Source organism: Williamsia serinedens (assembly GCF_024171725.1).
Taxonomy (GTDB): domain Bacteria; phylum Actinomycetota; class Actinomycetes; order Mycobacteriales; family Mycobacteriaceae; genus Williamsia_A; species Williamsia_A serinedens.
This window is the reverse complement of the sequence record NZ_JAMTCG010000004.1, coordinates 89,669-105,046: the sequence shown is the minus strand read 5'-3', so window position 1 is coordinate 105,046 and position 15,378 is coordinate 89,669. Positions and strand designations below refer to the sequence as shown.

The following is a 15,378-nucleotide window of genomic DNA, read 5'->3' as shown; positions in this document are numbered from 1 at the left end:
GCGTCCGTCAGGGGTAGAGGGAGCGCGCGAACTCCTCGAAGTGGTCGCCCATCTCCTCGAGCGTCATCCCCTCGCGGTGGAGCAGGAAGCCGACGACGGCGGGCTCGAGCGGCGCCATGACCGCCTCGCGGACGGCGACGGCCGGGGCGGTGAACCCCAGTTCGACCAGCAGTGACTGCACATGGATCGCCGAGACGCGACGTGCCGGGTGGTCGAGGCGCAGCGGACCGGCGGCCTCGTCGGCCTCGGTGAGGATGTCGAGGTGTGCGCACACCATCGCCAGCCGGGCGCGTCCGTAGGCGACCAGTCGCTCGCGTGCGGGGGCGCCGGGACCGAGCGGGGGAGGCCCGCTGAGGAAGGCCCGCTGCATCTCGGTCTCGGAATGGTCGAGCAGCGAGCGCATGAGCCCGGCGCGGGTGCCGAAGCGTCGGAAGACGGTTCCCTTGCCGACGCCGGCGGCCCGCGCGACCTCGTCCATCGTCACCGCCGAGGCCCCGTGTTGTTCGACGAGGCGCTGCGCCGCCGTGAGGAGCATCGACCGGTTGCGCACCGCGTCGGCCCGGACGGACTCGACGTCGTCGACGACGGGCAGCTCCGCGCGCGAGGAGCACGCGGTCCGGGCGTCGCCGGGCAGCGGCAGGTCGGTGGTCACGTGGCGAGCGTAGCGCGAGGTCGGGGACGTGCCGTCATCCCGCGGAATGGTTTCGGACCCGGGTCCGTTTGCATCGGCGTCGGGTGCCGCGTCCGGTGGCACCGCCCGTGCTCCGAAGTGAGGAAACCATGACATCGACGCAGCAGCGCCCCGCCGACATCGCCGTCCTCGTCGGCAGCCTCCGCTCGGGATCGGTCAACCGCCAGGTGGCGCAGGTCGCCGCCGAACACGCACCCGCGGGTGCGACCGTGCGGATCGTCGAGGACCTGCGGGCCGTCCCGTTCTACGACGAGGACATCGACAGCGAGCCGCTCGACCCCGCCGCGGCACGTCTGCGCGCCGAGATCGACGCCGCCGACGCCGTCCTCATCGTGACGCCCGAGTACAACGGCACCATGCCTGCGGTGGTCAAGAACGCGATCGACTGGACGTCGCGTCCCTACGGCGCCGGGGCGCTGAAGGGCAAGCCGGTCGCCGTCATCGGCGCATCCGCCGGTCGGTACGGCGGCAAGTGGGCCATCGACGACACCCAGCGGTCGGTCGGCGTCGCCGGCGGCGTGGTCGTCGAGGAGGCCGCGGTGCCGATCGCGGCGGCGAGCCTCGGCGACGCGCCCGTCGCGGAGGTGTCCGAAGTGACCGACCGCGTCCGCGCCGCGATCACCGCGCTCGCCGCCGCCGTCGCCGCCTGACCGATCTACTGCGCGCCGACCCCGGGAATGCCACGGATGTGATCCGTCCCGGGGTCGGCGTCGGCGTTTGTGACGCGCGACACGCCGACGGATCGCGACGCGGCCGCGCGCGACCTGCGACTTTCACGAATGTCATTCGCAAGCTGTTGTGTCGGGGACGGATGTGAGACACTAGGTGTAGTGATCGGGACGCCGGTGAGGCCCCCGAGAACCACGTCAGGAACCGGTCCTCGAGGCCGTCCCGACGGCCCGCTCTCGCGTCCACCGCTCGCGTCACCCGAGGAGTTCCCATGGCGATCACCGTCTACACCAAGCCGGCCTGCGTCCAGTGCAACGCGACCTACAAGGCGCTGGACAAGCAGGGTCTGGAGTACGACGTCGTCGACATCACCGAGGACTCCGACGCGCGGGACTACGTCATGGCGCTCGGCTACCTGCAGGCGCCCGTCGTGGTCGTCGGCGACGAGCACTGGTCGGGCTTCCGTCCCGACCGCATCAAGGCGCTCGCGACCGCCGCTGCCTGACGCCTCGCGTCCCGCCCCATCCGTTTCGTCCACCGGTAGTCAGACAGGGAGGTCCACCGTGACCGAGACCCCCTCGTCGGCGCCGCTGGTCGTCTACTTCTCGTCGGTGTCGGAGAACACCCACCGATTCGTCGAGAAGACAGGCCTGCGGGCGGTGCGCATCCCGCTCCACCACCCGGAGACGTTCGTCGTCGACGAGCCCTTCGTCCTGATCCTCCCCACCTACGGGGGCGGCAAGGCGACAGGGGAGCGGTCGGGGTACGTGCCCAAGCAGGTCATCACGTTCCTGAACTATCCGGGCAACCGCTCGCTGATCCGCGGCGTCGTCGGCGCCGGGAACACCAACTTCGGTGAGGAGTTCTGCCTCGCCGGGGACATCGTGTCGCGCAAGTGTCGCGTCCCCTACCTCTACCGCTTCGAGTTGATGGGCACCGCCCACGACGTCGAGCGTGTGCGCGACGGCCTGGCCGAGTTCGGTCGCAGTCGCGCCGTCAGCGATCCGGACCAGATCGACCTGGTCCCGGCCGGCGCCTGAGCGCCCGCCCCGCCACCCGTCTGTTCCTCTCTCCCCAGCACCCGTCGAGCAGGAGTTCTCGTGACCCCCACCGCAGCCACCGTGTCCGACACCGCGACCGCCACCTCCGGTGCGCACCCGAGTCCTGCCGGCCACGATCCGGGTGAGCTGGACTACCACTCGCTGAACGCGATGCTGAACCTGTACGACGCGGACGGGCGGATCCAGTTCGAGAAGGACCGCGAGGCCGCCAACCAGTACTTCCTGCAGCACGTCAACCAGAACACGGTGTTCTTTCACGACCTCGACGAGAAGCTCGACTACCTCGTGGAGGAGAACTACTACGAGGCCGAGGTCCTCGAGCGCTACGACCGCGAGTTCGTCAAGGACCTCTTCGGATACGCGTACAAGAAGAAGTTCCGCTTCCCGACGTTCCTCGGGGCGTTCAAGTACTACACCTCGTACACGCTGAAGACCTTCGACGGGAAGCGCTACCTCGAGCGCTTCGAGGACCGCGTGTGCATGGTGGCGCTCACCCTCGCCGACGGTGACACCGCGCTGGCGAAGGAGCTGGTGGAGGAGATCATCACCGGCCGCTTCCAGCCGGCCACCCCCACCTTCCTCAACTCGGGCAAGAAGCAGCGCGGCGAGCCGGTCTCGTGCTTCCTGCTGCGCATCGAGGACAACATGGAGTCGATCGGCCGGTCGATCAACTCCGCGCTGCAGCTGTCCAAGCGTGGCGGCGGAGTCGCGTTGCTGCTCAGCAACATCCGCGAGCACGGCGCGCCGATCAAGAAGATCGAGAACCAGAGCTCGGGTGTCATCCCGATCATGAAGCTGCTCGAGGACTCGTTCTCCTACGCCAACCAGCTCGGCGCGCGTCAGGGTGCCGGCGCGGTGTACCTGCACGCCCACCACCCGGACATCTACCGCTTCCTCGACACCAAGCGGGAGAACGCCGACGAGAAGATCCGCATCAAGACGCTGTCGCTGGGTGTCGTCATCCCCGACATCACGTTCCAGCTGGCCAAGCAGAACGACGACATGTACCTGTTCAGCCCCTACGACGTCGAGCGCGTCTACGGGGTGCCGTTCGCCGACATCAACGTGACCGACAAGTACCACGAGATGGTCGAGGACAAGCGGATCCGCAAGACCAAGATCAAGGCGCGCGAGTTCTTCCAGACCCTCGCCGAGCTGCAGTTCGAGTCGGGTTACCCCTACATCATGTTCGAGGACACGGTGAACCGGGCCAACCCGATCGACGGCAAGATCACGCACTCGAACCTGTGCTCGGAGATCCTGCAGGTGTCGACACCGTCGACGTTCAACGACGACCTGTCCTATTCCCAGGTGGGCAAGGACATCTCGTGCAATCTCGGTTCGCTGAACATCGCCAAGACGATGGACTCGCCCGACTTCGGCCAGACCATCGCCACCGCGATCCGCGGCCTCACCGCGGTCAGCGACCAGACGGCGATCACCTCGGTGCCGTCGATCGAGGAGGGCAACAACAGCTCTCACGCCATCGGCCTGGGGCAGATGAACCTGCACGGCTACCTCGCCCGTGAGCGCATCTTCTACGGCAGCGAGGAGGGCATCGACTTCACGAACATCTACTTCTACACGGTGCTCTTCCACGCACTGCGCGCGTCGAACGCGATCGCCCGCGAGCGCGGTCGGGCGTTCGGCGGGTTCGAGAAGTCGAAGTACGCCAGCGGTGAGTTCTTCGACAAGTACACCGAGAAGACGTGGGAGCCGGCGACCCAGCGCGTGCGGGATCTGTTCGGCCAGGCCGGGATCCACATCCCGACCCAGGACGACTGGCGTGAGCTGAAGGCCGCGGTGCAGCGCGACGGGATCTACAACCAGAACCTGCAGGCGGTCCCGCCGACGGGGTCGATCAGCTACATCAACCACTCGACCAGCTCCATCCACCCGGTCGCCGCGAAGATCGAGATCCGCAAGGAAGGCAAGATCGGTCGCGTCTACTACCCGGCGCCGTACATGACGAACGAGAACCTGGAGTACTACCAGGACGCGTACGAGATCGGGTACGAGAAGATCATCGACACCTACGCCGCGGCGACGCAGCACGTCGACCAGGGTCTGAGCCTGACGCTGTTCTTCAAGGACACCGCCACCACCCGTGACGTCAACCGCGCGCAGATCTACGCCTGGCGCAAGGGGATCAAGACGCTGTACTACATCCGTCTGCGTCAGCTGGCCCTCGAGGGCACCGAGGTGGAGGGCTGCGTCTCGTGCATGCTGTGACACCTCTCCGACCGACCATCACCGACACCCCGAGCGAGGCACGATGACGTCCACCCAGAGCCACTCGCCCGCCGACGGCGCGCCCATCAAGTTGGTCAGCCGGGTCTCGGCGATCAACTGGAACCGCGTCCCCGACGAGAAGGACGCCGAGGTCTGGGACCGCCTGACCGGCAACTTCTGGTTGCCCGAGAAGGTGCCGGTGTCCAACGACATCCCGTCGTGGAACACCCTCACCGACCTCGAGAAGCAGCTGACGATGCGGGTGTTCACCGGCCTGACGCTGCTCGACACCATCCAGGGCACGGTCGGCGCGGTGTCGCTCATCCCGGACGCGACCACCCCGCACGAGGAGGCGGTGCTCACCAACATCGCGTTCATGGAGTCGGTGCACGCCAAGAGCTACAGCTCGATCTTCTCGACGCTGTGCTCGACCCGTGACATCGACGAGGCGTTCCGCTGGTCGGAGGAGAACGAGTACCTCCAGACCAAGGCGCGCATCGTCATGGACTACTACCGTGGCGACGACCCGCTGAAGCGCAAGGTCGCCTCGACGCTGCTCGAGTCGTTCCTCTTCTATTCGGGCTTCTACCTGCCGATGTACTGGTCGAGCCGCGCCAAGCTCACCAACACTGCCGACCTGATCCGCCTGATCATCCGGGACGAGGCCGTCCACGGGTACTACATCGGTTACAAGTACCAGCGCGGCCTCGAGGTGCAGACGCCCGAGCGCCGGCAGGAGCTCAAGGACTACACCTTCGAGCTGCTGTTCGAGCTCTACGACAACGAGACCGATTACACCGCAGGGCTGTACGACGAGGTGGGTCTGAGCGAGGACGTGAAGACGTTCCTGCGCTACAACGCCAACAAGGCCCTGATGAACCTCGGCTACGAGGCCATGTTCCCGCGCGACGAGACGCTGGTGAACCCGGCGATCCTGTCCGCGCTGTCGCCCAATGCCGACGAGAACCACGACTTCTTCTCCGGGTCGGGCTCCTCCTACGTCATCGGCAAGGCCGTCAACACCGAGGACGAGGACTGGGACTTCTAGACCAGTTCATCTGAGCCACAACGCGAAATGCCCCGACCGAACGGTCGGGGCATTTCGTCGTCTCAGGCGACACCGCCGTTCACACGGATGACCTGGCCGCTGATCCAGCTCGCGTCTGGTGCGGTCAGGAGGGAGACGGCGTCGGCGATCTCGGTGATCTCGCCGAGACGGGTTCGGGGAGCAGACCTCGCGATGGCGGCGAGCTCTTCGGCCGTCTTACCGTCCGCGAACATCTCCGACCGGACCAACCCGGGCGCGACGGCGTTGACGGTGATCCCGCGCGGGGCGAGTTCCTTCGCTGCGACGCGGGTCATGGTCTCCACCGCGGCCTTCGCCGCCAGATAGACGCCCATGCCGGGTGTCGCGGTGGCGACGGCTGTGCTCGACACCGTGACGACCCTGCCGTGGTCTGCGAGCCTGGCGGCGGCGGCACGCAGGCAGCGGAACGTGCCGCGGGCACTGGCGTCGAACACGCGGTCGTAGGCGTCGTCGTCATACGTCGCGATCGGTCCGAGAACGCTGACCCCCGCGTTCGCGACGAGCACCGCCGCACCGCCGAACTCGGCGTCGGCCGCATCGAAGAGACGCGCCGCGGTGTCGCCGTCGGCGACATCACCGCCTACGGCGACGGCTCGCCCGCCGAACTCGGCGATCGCTCGGACCGTCACTGCGGCCTCGTCGGCGCGGTGTGCGTATCCGACCACGACGGGCCGCCCGTCGCGGGCCAGTCGTTCGGCGATCGCCCGGCCGATCGATCGGGATGCGCCGGTGACGATGGCGGCGTCCGGAAGGAGAGTTGTCATGTCAACCACGCTAGTGCTGCATGGTTGACATGACAACCCGTCATAGACGCCCTACGCTGCTGCTGTGTCCGACGATGTTCTCGAACCCGACGAGGTCGCGATCTGGCACGCGTTCAAGCGCATGGGGGAGTCGGTGTCGGCGGCGGTCGAACGAGACATCCTCGCTGCGTCCGGGTTGACCGGCCCCGAATTCGGCGTGCTGACCCGCCTGGTCGACCTGGGAGACGGGCGGCTCCGACAGCAGGAACTCGCGACGTCGATGCGATGGGACAAGAGTCGGTTGTCGCATCAGATCACCCGCATGCAGAAGCGGGACCTGGTGTCGCGCAATGCCGTCGATGCATCGACCGTGATGGTGGAGATCACGGACGCGGGTCGCGACGCACTCGTGCCGGCGCGCCCCGCGCATGCCGAGTCGATCCGTGCTCATCTCCTGGACCGACTCGACGAGCGCGGTCGCGCGGAGTTCGCCGCGGCGATGGAGGCGATCCTGGGGGACTGACGGGCGTCAGTGCTGTTGCAGGACGGGCTCGATCACCACGCTCAGCGCGGGTGTCGCCACGTCGACCGGCGGTAGCGATCGGGTCCGGGTGGTCTGTGTCGCGAACGAGTCGCCGAAAAGACAGTGCCCGAACAGGTCCAGCATCGGCCCACCCACGCCCGGGAGCTTTGCGCGGACCGCGCCGCGCACCTCGACCGCGGTGTCCGGTGGCGTGACGATCAGCTCGTGGATCCAGCGCGACAGGTATGGGTGGGCGGTCACGGTCGTCCGACCGCCGTCCGACGCGACGACGGGACGAGGGACCTGCACAGGCGACGCCGGCGGTGTGATCACCGGACCGGCGCCGATCCCGTTGGGCGGCTGCGCGGGATCCGGCCCGAGTGGGTCGGCGGAGGCGGCCGCGGCACCGAGCCAGGCCGCGAACGCCGCGGTGCCCGCGGCGGCCACCAGGAGGCGGAGCCTCAGCGGGTGACCTCGTTCAGCTTGCCGGTGGCGACGTCGAAGACGAAGCCGCGCAGCGAGGTCGTCTTCGTGACGAACGGGCTGTTCTCGATGCGGGCCAACGACTGCCTGACGTCCTCGTCGAGGTCGGGGAAGGACTCGGCCGACCACGGGGGCTTCACGCCGATCTCGTCCTGGATGCCGCGCTTGAAGTCGTCGTCGGTGAAGGTGAGCATCCCGCAGTCGGTGTGGTGGATGAGGATGATCTCGGTGGTCCCGAGCAGGCGCTGGCTGATGGCGAGCGACCGGATCTCGTCGTCGGTGACGACACCCCCGGCGTTGCGGATGACGTGGGCCTCACCCTCGTTCAGGCCCAGGATGCGATAGACGTCGAGTCGGGCGTCCATGCACGCGACGACCGCGACGTGCTTGCTGGGCGGGAGGGGGAGGGGTCCGGAGAACCCGGCGGCGTAGTCGGCGTTGTTCTTCAGGAGTTCGTCGGTGACGGTCATGCGGACATCGTGATCCGCGCATGCGTCGCCGCTGATGGTTGCGCCCAGCCGGGGTTTTTACGATCGTCCACCGCAGGTCAGCGGTCGTGTGCCCTCGGACTCGGCCGACTGGCGAGACGCTCCACATGTTCGAGGACGCTCCGGATGTATCCGGAGCGTCCCCGATTATGCGGAGCGTTGACCCTGTAACCGGAGCGGCAGCGTCAGCTCGAGTACCCGTTGAGCGACCGCTGGACGTCGTCGAGGACGACGGGGGCGGCGGCCAGGCCGCGTTGGCCGTACCAGTAAGAGTCGTCGACGACGAAGACCCGCTTGCCGCCCGCGGCCCCGAGGTCGAGCCACTTGTCGCTGCGCAGCACCGAGGTGCCGTGCTGACGGCCCTCGGTGGACGTGAAGCTGACGTAGATGAGGTCGGCGTCGGCGTCGTCGAAGTTCTTGTCGGTGACGGTCACCGACCCAGGGGAGCGCTGCGACTGCGGACGTTGCACACCCATCGCGGCCAGGATCGACCCGGCGAACGACGCGGTGCCCGCGATCTGCTCGCTGTCGGCGCCGAACCGCACGAGTCCCACCTGGCTGTGGGAGGCGTCGACACGCTGTCCGACCCGTTTGGCCTGCTGGGCGAAGACGTCGAGACGACGTGTCCCCTCCTCGCCGCGACCGAGGGCGTCGGCCACGGCCTGGAACTGGTCCTGCCACGTCGCCGACTCGTCGACGACCACCGACCGCGCGTCGTAGGGCGAGTTCTGCGCCGCGGACCGTCCCAGCACGACGTCCGCGCGGGCGCCCGCCGCGCGCTGCGCGTCGGGGCGGGAACCGATGGTGGGCAGTGAGGTCACGGTGGGTCCGAGATAGACGGGGATCTGACCCGGATCCGCGGCCACCGCGACGACCTTCGACTGGATCCCCAGCGCGCACAGTGCGTCCAGCAGTGACGGATCGGCCACGGCGATCCGGGCGACATCCGTCTGACCCGCGTCCGGGGTGGACGGGACGCCGCACGCGCGGTCGAACGTGCGCTCGGGCGTGACGAGGTCGAATCCGCCGATCGCGGTCGTCGTGGTCGTCACCGACCCGGGGCCGGGAGGGGACTGGCTTTCACCGCCGCCGCAGGCGGTGAGACCCAGGACGGCCGCGGTCACCACGCCGGCCACGGCCGCCGCTCGCACGGGTCCCCGCACCCTCGTCACCACCGTTCTCGCACGCCACGTCGCCGGGCCCGGACAGGCCCGTGATCGGGCTCAACCTAGCACCGGGGCGGGCGCCGGAGACGTCCGCCGCGGCGCGTCGTCGCGCCGTTCCGGCGGGGAGATGTGTGCGCGGCGTGTGACACGGCAGAATCGGCTACGACGAGTCGTAGGACCCGCTCGGCCGCAGGGGGCACGAGGGTTTACGATCGGTTCAGTACGTTCGGCGTCGGCAGTCCGACGCCTGCGTTCACCGTCACCGCGACCGGCCACCGGTCGTGCAGGCAGGAGGACTAGTGACCGCCCTAGACCAGCCCACGCAGGTCGCCCCGGTTCGCCCCTACCCCGAGCGCACGGGCGTCAAGGGGTCGTTCATCTACAAGATGATCACGACGACCGACCACAAGGTGCTCGGCATCATGTACCTGGTCACGTGTTTCGCGTTCTTCCTCGTCGGCGGCCTCATGGCGCTGCTGATGCGTGGCGAGCTCGCGCACCCGGGCATGCAGTTCCTGTCGAACGAGCAGTACAACCAGCTGTTCACGATGCACGGCACCGTCATGCTTCTGCTGTACGCGACGCCCATCGTCATCGGCTTCGCGAACGTGGTCCTGCCGCTGCAGATCGGCGCGCCCGACGTCGCGTTCCCGCGCCTCAACGCCTTCAGCTACTGGCTCTTCCTCTTCGGCGGCCTGATCGTCGTCGCCGGCTTCATCACCCCCGGTGGTGCCGCCGACTTCGGCTGGACCGCCTACACCCCGCTGACGGACGCGATCCACTCGCCCGGCGCCGGCGCCGACATGTGGATCATGGGTCTCGCCGTCGGTGGTCTGGGCACCATCCTCGGCGCGGTCAACATGGTCACCACCGTGGTCTGCCTCCGCGCGCCCGGCATGACGATGTTCCGCATGCCGATCTTCACCTGGAACATCCTGGTGACCAGCGTGCTGATCCTGCTCGCGTTCCCGCTGCTGACCGCCGCCCTGATGGGCCTCGAGGTCGACCGCCAGTTCGGTGCGCACCTCTACGACCCCGCCAACGGTGGCGTCATCCTCTGGCAGCACCTGTTCTGGTTCTTCGGGCACCCCGAGGTCTACATCATCGCCCTGCCGTTCTTCGGCATCGTGTCGGAGATCTTCCCGGTGTTCTCGCGCAAGCCGATCTTCGGCTACTCGACGCTGATCTACGCGACGCTGGCCATCGCCGCCCTGTCGGTCGCGGTGTGGGCGCACCACATGTACGCGACGGGCGCGGTGCTGCTGCCGTTCTTCGCCTTCATGACCTTCGTGATCGCGGTGCCCACCGGTGTGAAGTTCTTCAACTGGATAGGCACGATGTGGAAGGGCCATCTGACATTCGAGACACCGATGCTGTTCTCGGTCGGCTTCCTCGTGACGTTCCTCTTCGGTGGCCTCACCGGCGTCCTGCTGGCCAGCCCGCCGCTGGACTTCCACCTCTCGGACAGCTACTTCGTCGTGGCGCACTTCCACTACGTCCTCTTCGGCACCATTGTGTTCGCCACCTACGCGGGCATCTACTTCTGGTTCCCGAAGATGACCGGCCGGATGATGGACGAGAAGCTGGGCAAGATCCACTTCTGGCTGACGTTCATCGGCTTCCACCTGACGTTCCTGGTGCAGCACTGGCTGGGCAACGAGGGCATGCCGCGTCGCTACGCCGACTACCTGCCGTCCGACGGGTTCACGACGCTGAACATCATCTCGACGGTCGGTGCCTTCGTCCTCGGTGCCTCGACGCTCCCGTTCCTGTGGAACGTCTTCAAGAGCTACCGGTACGGCGAGGTCGTCACGGTCGACGACCCGTGGGGCTTCGGCAACTCGCTCGAGTGGGCGACCAGCTGCCCGCCGCCGCGGCACAACTTCACCGAGCTGCCGCGCATCCGGTCCGAGCGTCCGGCCTTCGAGCTGCACTACCCGCACATGATCGAGCGGATGCATCGTGAGGCCCACGTGGGCCAGGCGAGCAAGCACCTCGAAGAGGCCAAGCGCGACCCGGTGACCGTCGGCTCGCACGAGTCGTCGACGGATCCCGATCCGCGCTGACGTGGCCCGGGGGGGTTCCGGCACCACGGTGCTGGTGACCGTCACCGGTCCCGATCGGCCTGGCGTCACGTCGGTCCTGCTGGGTGCACTCGCCCGGCACGATGTCCACCTGCTCGATGTCGAGCAGGTGGTCATCCGGTCGCGGCTCACGCTCGGCGTGCTCGTCGAGAGCCTCGGGGACCCGGAGACACTGCAGGAGACCGTCGAACAGGCGATGAGCTCCATCGGCATGGAGGTCGCGGTCGATGTCGGCGCCGATCCGGGCGTCCGGACGGTCTCGTCGCACGCGGTGGTCATCCTGGGCAGTCCTGTGACCGCGCGGGCCTTCCGCGCGATCGCCGCGGAACTGGCGGGTCAGGGCGGCAACATCGACTCGATCCGCGGCATCGCCGACTACCCGCTCACCGGTCTCGAGCTGATGGTCAGTGTCGACCGCGATGACGTCGCCGCCGACGCCGCGCTCCGCAAGGGTCTCGCGGGCGTCGCGACGCGGTACGGCATCGACGTCGCCGTCGAGCGCGGTGGTCTCGCGCGTCGCGCCAAGCGGCTCATCGTGTTCGACGTCGACTCGACCCTCATCCAGGGCGAGGTCATCGAGATGCTGGCCGGCAAGGCGGGGCGCGAGGCCGAGGTCGCCGCGGTCACCGAGGCGGCGATGCGCGGCGAGATCGACTTCAGCGAGTCGCTGCACAAGCGGGTCGAAGCCCTCGCCGGGCTCGACGCGTCTGTGCTCGAGGAGGTCGCGGACTCGATCGAGTTCACGCCCGGTGCCCGCACCACCATCCGCACGCTGCGCCGACTCGGATACCACTGCGGTGTGGTCTCCGGCGGATTCCTCGACGTCATCGAGCCGCTCGCCCATGACCTCGAACTGGACTTCGTCCGGGCCAACACGCTGGAGATCGTCGACGGGAAACTCACCGGTCGGGTCCTCGGCGACGTGGTCGACCGGCCCGGCAAGGCCGTCGCGCTGCGGGCGTTCGCCGACCAGGTCGGGGTCCCGCTCGAGCAGACCGTGGCCGTCGGCGACGGCGCCAACGACATCGACATGCTCACCACGGCGGGACTGGGGATCGCGTTCAATGCGAAGCCCGCGCTGCAGGAGGTCGCCGACGCGGCGCTGTCGCACCCGTTCCTCGACGCGGTGCTCTTCATCCTCGGCGTCACCCGTGACGAGATCGAGGCCGCGGACGCGCTCGACGGGGTGGCCCGTCGCGTGCCCCTCGGCTGACGGCCATCCGCGATGGGTTTCGACGAGCGCCTCGCGGTGCTCAGCGGTCGTCTCGGTGACGCCCCCGATCCCGACGACCCCGCCGAGGTCCTGGCGATGCCCATCGTGGTGCGGATCGAGAAGCGCGACCCGCCCGGGCGTCGCGCGACGCTGGAGGCGGCGGCCCGCGCAGCGGTGCTGCTGTGCCTCGACGAACGCTCGGACTCCGACGGTCTCTGGGGACCCGCCGTGCGGGCGTGGTGCGACGCGCGGATCCGCAAGATCAGCCGTCGGGCACGGGGAGCGCACTGGGAGGCGGCGCAGGAGGTCGGCGGCTTCACCGTCGAGCAGGGTGACGCCGCGGCGCGGGCGATCGTGCCGGGTCCCGTCGGTGCCGTCGACCGCCGGATCGACCGGTTGCAGATCGGCGGTACCGACCTCGACGGCCCGCTCGATCCGGCGGCCGGTGCGGCGGTGACCCTGTGGGTCAACCCGGGTCTCGACATGACGCTGGGCAAGCTGGCCGCGCAGGTGGGCCACGGGTCGATGCTCGCCGTCCGTCTGTTCGACGTCGCGGACGCCCGATCGTGGTGGGAGGCCGGCTGCCCGCTGACGGTGGCCATGCCGAGCGCCGACGCCTGGGCGGACCTGCTGTCGCGCGACGGGACCGACACCGTCGCCGTCCGGGACGCCGGGTTCACCGAGGTGGCGCCTGGATCGGTGACCGTCGTGGCCGAGCGAACCGACCGAGAGGACGCCCGATGACCCCGACCGTGCCCGCCTGGGCCGAGCACCTCGACCTCGCGCCCCACCCGGAGGGTGGGTGGTACGCCGAGACGTGGCGGTCGGAGCTCACCCTGTCGCGGGACGTGCTGCCGTCGGCGCACACGGGGGACCGGAGTGCGGGCACCGCGATCCTGTTCCTCCTGCCCGACGGCGCGGAGTCCGCGTGGCACACCGTCGCGGGTGCGGAGATCTGGCTGCACCACCGCGGGTCCCCGATCGAGCTCGTCCTCGGCGGCACCGGGACCACACCGGGCGCGGAGACGACGATCGTCCTGGGTCCCGACCTCGCCGCCGGCCAGCGACCCCAGCACGTCGTGGCTCCCGGGGAGTGGCAGCGTGCGCGCCCCGTCCCGGGTCATCCCGACGGTGCCGGTCTGGTCAGCTGCGTCGTCGTGCCCGGTTTCGACTTCGCCGACTTCCGCCTGCGCGATCCGGTCGACGCCCCCGCCCCTTCCGCCGAGGGGTGAGCCCGGTGGGGCACGATGGGTGACGTGGCCGACATCGATCCCGATCTCCTGATCGACTTCACCGACGTCACCCTCGTGCGTGGCGGGAAGACATTGGTGGGTCCCGTCACCTGGCATGTCGAACTCGACGAACGCTGGGTCGTCATCGGCCCCAACGGGGCCGGCAAGACATCGCTGATGCGGATCGCCGCCGCCGAGACCCACCCCACCGCCGGGACCGCCGTACTGCTGGGATCGCGTCTCGGGGAGACCGACGTCCGCGAGCTCTCGACGCGGATCGGTGTCGCGTCGTCGATGCTCGCCTCGCGGATCCCGGACGACGAGATCGTGACCGACCTGGTCATCTCCGCCGGCTACTCGGTGCTCGGACGCTGGCGGGAGGCCTACGAGGACGTCGACCGCGCGCAGGCCGTCGAGACGCTGGAGTCGATGGGCGCCGAACACCTCGCCGACCGCACCTTCGGCACGCTGTCGGAGGGCGAGCGCAAGCGCGTCGTCATCGCCCGCGCACTGATGACCGACCCGGAACTGCTCCTCCTCGACGAACCGGCGGCGGGACTCGACCTCGGCGGCCGCGAGGAGCTGGTCGCCCGGCTCGGTGCGCTCGCGATGGATCCCGACGCCCCGGCGATGGTGGTCATCACGCACCACGTCGAGGAGATCCCCGAGGGCTTCACCCACGCGTTGCTGCTGTCGGAGGGCGGCGTCGTCGCGCAGGGTCTGCTCGAGGACGTGATGACCGAGGACAACCTCACAGCCACCTTCCACCAGCGCATCGCGCTCGAGCACGTCGACGGGCGGTATTTCGCGCGCCGCGCCCGCCGCGCCGGGTCGCATCGGAGGGCCCGGGCGTGACCGGCCCGGGGCAGCTACCGGACTCCTTCCGACCCGTCGACGATCCGGGGTCGGTGCCCATCCGGCAGGCGGCCACCGTGGCCCTGATCCGCGACGCCGACAGTGGTGGCATCGAGGTCTTCCTGATCCGGCGCGTGGCGGGGATGGCCTTCGCGGGTGGGATGACCGTGTTCCCCGGCGGCGGCGTCGACCCCCGCGACGCGGAGGTCGGGGTGGACGCCGAAGACTGGGTCGGACCCGAACCACGCTGGTGGGCAGAGCAGTTCGACGCGACCACACCCCCGGACGACGATGCCGTCGTCCTGGCGTCGTCGCTGGTGCGGGCCGCGGTGCGCGAGACCTTCGAGGAGTGCGGTGTGCTCCTCGCGGGGTCGTCGGCGCAGGACGTCGTCGGCGAGCCCGACCTGTACACCGACGCCCGACGGGCGTTGGAGTCCCGAGAGCTGTCGTTGTCGGAGTTCCTGGCCGGTTCGGACCTGGTGCTGCGGGCGGATCTGATGGCGCCGCTGGCCCGGTGGATCACCCCGCTCGGCGAGCGCCGCCGCTACGACACCCGGTTCTTCCTCGCGCAGTTGCCGGCGGGTCAGTCCGCCGACGACCGCACCACCGAGGCGGCGTCGGCCGGATGGCACCGGATCGCCGACGTCATGGGGTCCTGGCGGGCCGGCGACCTGTTCCTGTTGCCGCCCACGTGGTCCCAGCTGGACCACCTCGCCGGCTTCGACACCGTCGCCGACGCGATGGCGGCTCCGCGGGAGATCGTCCCGGTCACGCCGACCCTGATCTCCGACGGCTCCGCCGTGCACATCGAGTTCGAGGGATCGGCGCGCTACACCGGCGGGTGAGGAGGC

At 69.0% G+C, this 15,378-nt stretch carries 17 protein-coding genes; 12 read left to right on the top strand and 5 right to left on the bottom strand.

Annotated elements, in window-relative coordinates:
• Positions 1–7: 7 nt before the first annotated feature.
• The gene (locus LX12_RS11505) at positions 8–652 is read right to left on the bottom strand and encodes a TetR/AcrR family transcriptional regulator (protein WP_372504988.1); all 645 of its coding nucleotides are present in this window, start codon (positions 650–652) and stop codon (positions 8–10) included.
• A 128-nt stretch (positions 653–780) separates the two neighbouring features.
• On the opposite strand from LX12_RS11505, the gene LX12_RS11500 reads away from it, so the two are divergent.
• The 5 genes from LX12_RS11500 (at position 781) to nrdF (ending at position 5,701) form a co-directional block, all read left to right on the top strand.
• Positions 781–1,341 carry an NADPH-dependent FMN reductase gene (locus LX12_RS11500; protein ID WP_253654703.1) on the top strand — a complete coding sequence of 187 codons (561 nt, stop codon included), beginning with the start codon at positions 781–783 and terminating at the stop codon, positions 1,339–1,341.
• Positions 1,342–1,631: 290 nt separating this feature from the next.
• Complete coding sequence (locus LX12_RS11495) at positions 1,632–1,865, top strand: redoxin NrdH (protein WP_253654702.1); 234 nt, start codon at positions 1,632–1,634, stop codon at positions 1,863–1,865.
• A 58-nt stretch (positions 1,866–1,923) separates the two neighbouring features.
• Positions 1,924–2,400 (top strand): class Ib ribonucleoside-diphosphate reductase assembly flavoprotein NrdI, encoded by a 477-nt coding sequence (gene nrdI, locus LX12_RS11490; protein ID WP_253654701.1) that lies wholly within the window; start codon positions 1,924–1,926, stop codon positions 2,398–2,400.
• A gap of 60 nt (positions 2,401–2,460) precedes the next feature.
• Complete coding sequence (nrdE, locus tag LX12_RS11485; RefSeq protein ID WP_253654700.1) at positions 2,461–4,653, top strand: class 1b ribonucleoside-diphosphate reductase subunit alpha; 2,193 nt, start codon at positions 2,461–2,463, stop codon at positions 4,651–4,653.
• A gap of 43 nt (positions 4,654–4,696) precedes the next feature.
• Complete coding sequence (gene nrdF, locus LX12_RS11480; protein WP_253654699.1) at positions 4,697–5,701, top strand: class 1b ribonucleoside-diphosphate reductase subunit beta; 1,005 nt, start codon at positions 4,697–4,699, stop codon at positions 5,699–5,701.
• Positions 5,702–5,763: 62 nt separating this feature from the next.
• Here the strand turns inward: nrdF and LX12_RS11475 are convergent, their stop codons facing one another.
• On the bottom strand, positions 5,764–6,504 hold the full coding sequence (locus LX12_RS11475; RefSeq protein WP_253654698.1) for an SDR family oxidoreductase: 741 nt from the start codon (positions 6,502–6,504) through the stop codon (positions 5,764–5,766).
• Positions 6,505–6,568: 64 nt separating this feature from the next.
• Between LX12_RS11475 and LX12_RS11470 the strand changes: the two genes are divergently transcribed.
• Positions 6,569–7,006 carry a MarR family winged helix-turn-helix transcriptional regulator gene (locus tag LX12_RS11470; protein ID WP_253654697.1) on the top strand — a complete coding sequence of 146 codons (438 nt, stop codon included), beginning with the start codon at positions 6,569–6,571 and terminating at the stop codon, positions 7,004–7,006.
• Between the two features lie 6 nt (positions 7,007–7,012).
• On the opposite strand, the gene LX12_RS11465 is transcribed toward LX12_RS11470, so the two are convergent.
• From LX12_RS11465 to LX12_RS11455, 3 genes are all read right to left on the bottom strand, one after another.
• Positions 7,013–7,453: a hypothetical protein gene (locus tag LX12_RS11465; protein ID WP_253654696.1), complete on the bottom strand. Its 441-nt coding sequence runs from the start codon at positions 7,451–7,453 to the stop codon at positions 7,013–7,015.
• Positions 7,454–7,467: 14 nt separating this feature from the next.
• Positions 7,468–7,959: a beta-class carbonic anhydrase gene (locus LX12_RS11460; protein WP_253654695.1), complete on the bottom strand. Its 492-nt coding sequence runs from the start codon at positions 7,957–7,959 to the stop codon at positions 7,468–7,470.
• A 203-nt stretch (positions 7,960–8,162) separates the two neighbouring features.
• Complete coding sequence (locus LX12_RS11455; protein WP_253654694.1) at positions 8,163–9,128, bottom strand: ABC transporter substrate-binding protein; 966 nt, start codon at positions 9,126–9,128, stop codon at positions 8,163–8,165.
• Between the two features lie 314 nt (positions 9,129–9,442).
• On the opposite strand from LX12_RS11455, the gene ctaD reads away from it, so the two are divergent.
• The 6 genes from ctaD to LX12_RS11425 are packed head-to-tail and all read left to right on the top strand — an operon-like array spanning position 9,443 to position 15,372.
• Positions 9,443–11,209, top strand: coding sequence for an aa3-type cytochrome oxidase subunit I (gene ctaD / locus LX12_RS11450; protein WP_253654693.1), 1,767 nt, complete (start codon positions 9,443–9,445; stop codon positions 11,207–11,209).
• A 34-nt stretch (positions 11,210–11,243) separates the two neighbouring features.
• Complete coding sequence (gene serB, locus LX12_RS11445; RefSeq protein WP_372504987.1) at positions 11,244–12,440, top strand: phosphoserine phosphatase SerB; 1,197 nt, start codon at positions 11,244–11,246, stop codon at positions 12,438–12,440.
• 12 nt (positions 12,441–12,452) lie between these two features.
• Complete coding sequence (locus tag LX12_RS11440; protein WP_253654691.1) at positions 12,453–13,184, top strand: aminoacyl-tRNA hydrolase; 732 nt, start codon at positions 12,453–12,455, stop codon at positions 13,182–13,184.
• A complete protein-coding gene (locus LX12_RS11435) occupies positions 13,181–13,672 on the top strand; it encodes a cupin domain-containing protein (protein ID WP_253654690.1) in 492 nt (163 codons plus the stop codon). The genes LX12_RS11440 and LX12_RS11435 overlap by 4 nt, the downstream gene beginning before the upstream one ends.
• Before the next feature lie 24 nt (positions 13,673–13,696).
• Entirely contained in the window at positions 13,697–14,527 is an 831-nt protein-coding gene (locus LX12_RS11430) for an ABC transporter ATP-binding protein (protein ID WP_253654689.1), read from the top strand.
• Positions 14,524–15,372 (top strand): NUDIX hydrolase, encoded by an 849-nt coding sequence (locus LX12_RS11425; RefSeq protein WP_253654688.1) that lies wholly within the window; start codon positions 14,524–14,526, stop codon positions 15,370–15,372. The genes LX12_RS11430 and LX12_RS11425 overlap by 4 nt, the downstream gene beginning before the upstream one ends.
• The last annotated feature ends 6 nt before the right edge of the window (positions 15,373–15,378 follow it).

What these genes read in the sequence shown, in the direction of transcription:
- LX12_RS11500 (WP_253654703.1), top strand. Translation starts at nt 781, where the DNA reads ATGACATCGACGCAGCAGCGCCCCGCCGACATCGCCGTCCTCGTCGGC.
- LX12_RS11495 (WP_253654702.1), top strand. Translation starts at nt 1,632, where the DNA reads ATGGCGATCACCGTCTACACCAAGCCGGCCTGCGTCCAGTGCAACGCG.
- nrdF (WP_253654699.1), top strand. Translation starts at nt 4,697, where the DNA reads ATGACGTCCACCCAGAGCCACTCGCCCGCCGACGGCGCGCCCATCAAG.
- LX12_RS11475 (WP_253654698.1), bottom strand. Translation starts at nt 6,504, where the DNA reads ATGACAACTCTCCTTCCGGACGCCGCCATCGTCACCGGCGCATCCCGA.
- LX12_RS11460 (WP_253654695.1), bottom strand. Translation starts at nt 7,959, where the DNA reads ATGACCGTCACCGACGAACTCCTGAAGAACAACGCCGACTACGCCGCC.
- LX12_RS11440 (WP_253654691.1), top strand. Translation starts at nt 12,453, where the DNA reads ATGGGTTTCGACGAGCGCCTCGCGGTGCTCAGCGGTCGTCTCGGTGAC.
- LX12_RS11435 (WP_253654690.1), top strand. Translation starts at nt 13,181, where the DNA reads ATGACCCCGACCGTGCCCGCCTGGGCCGAGCACCTCGACCTCGCGCCC.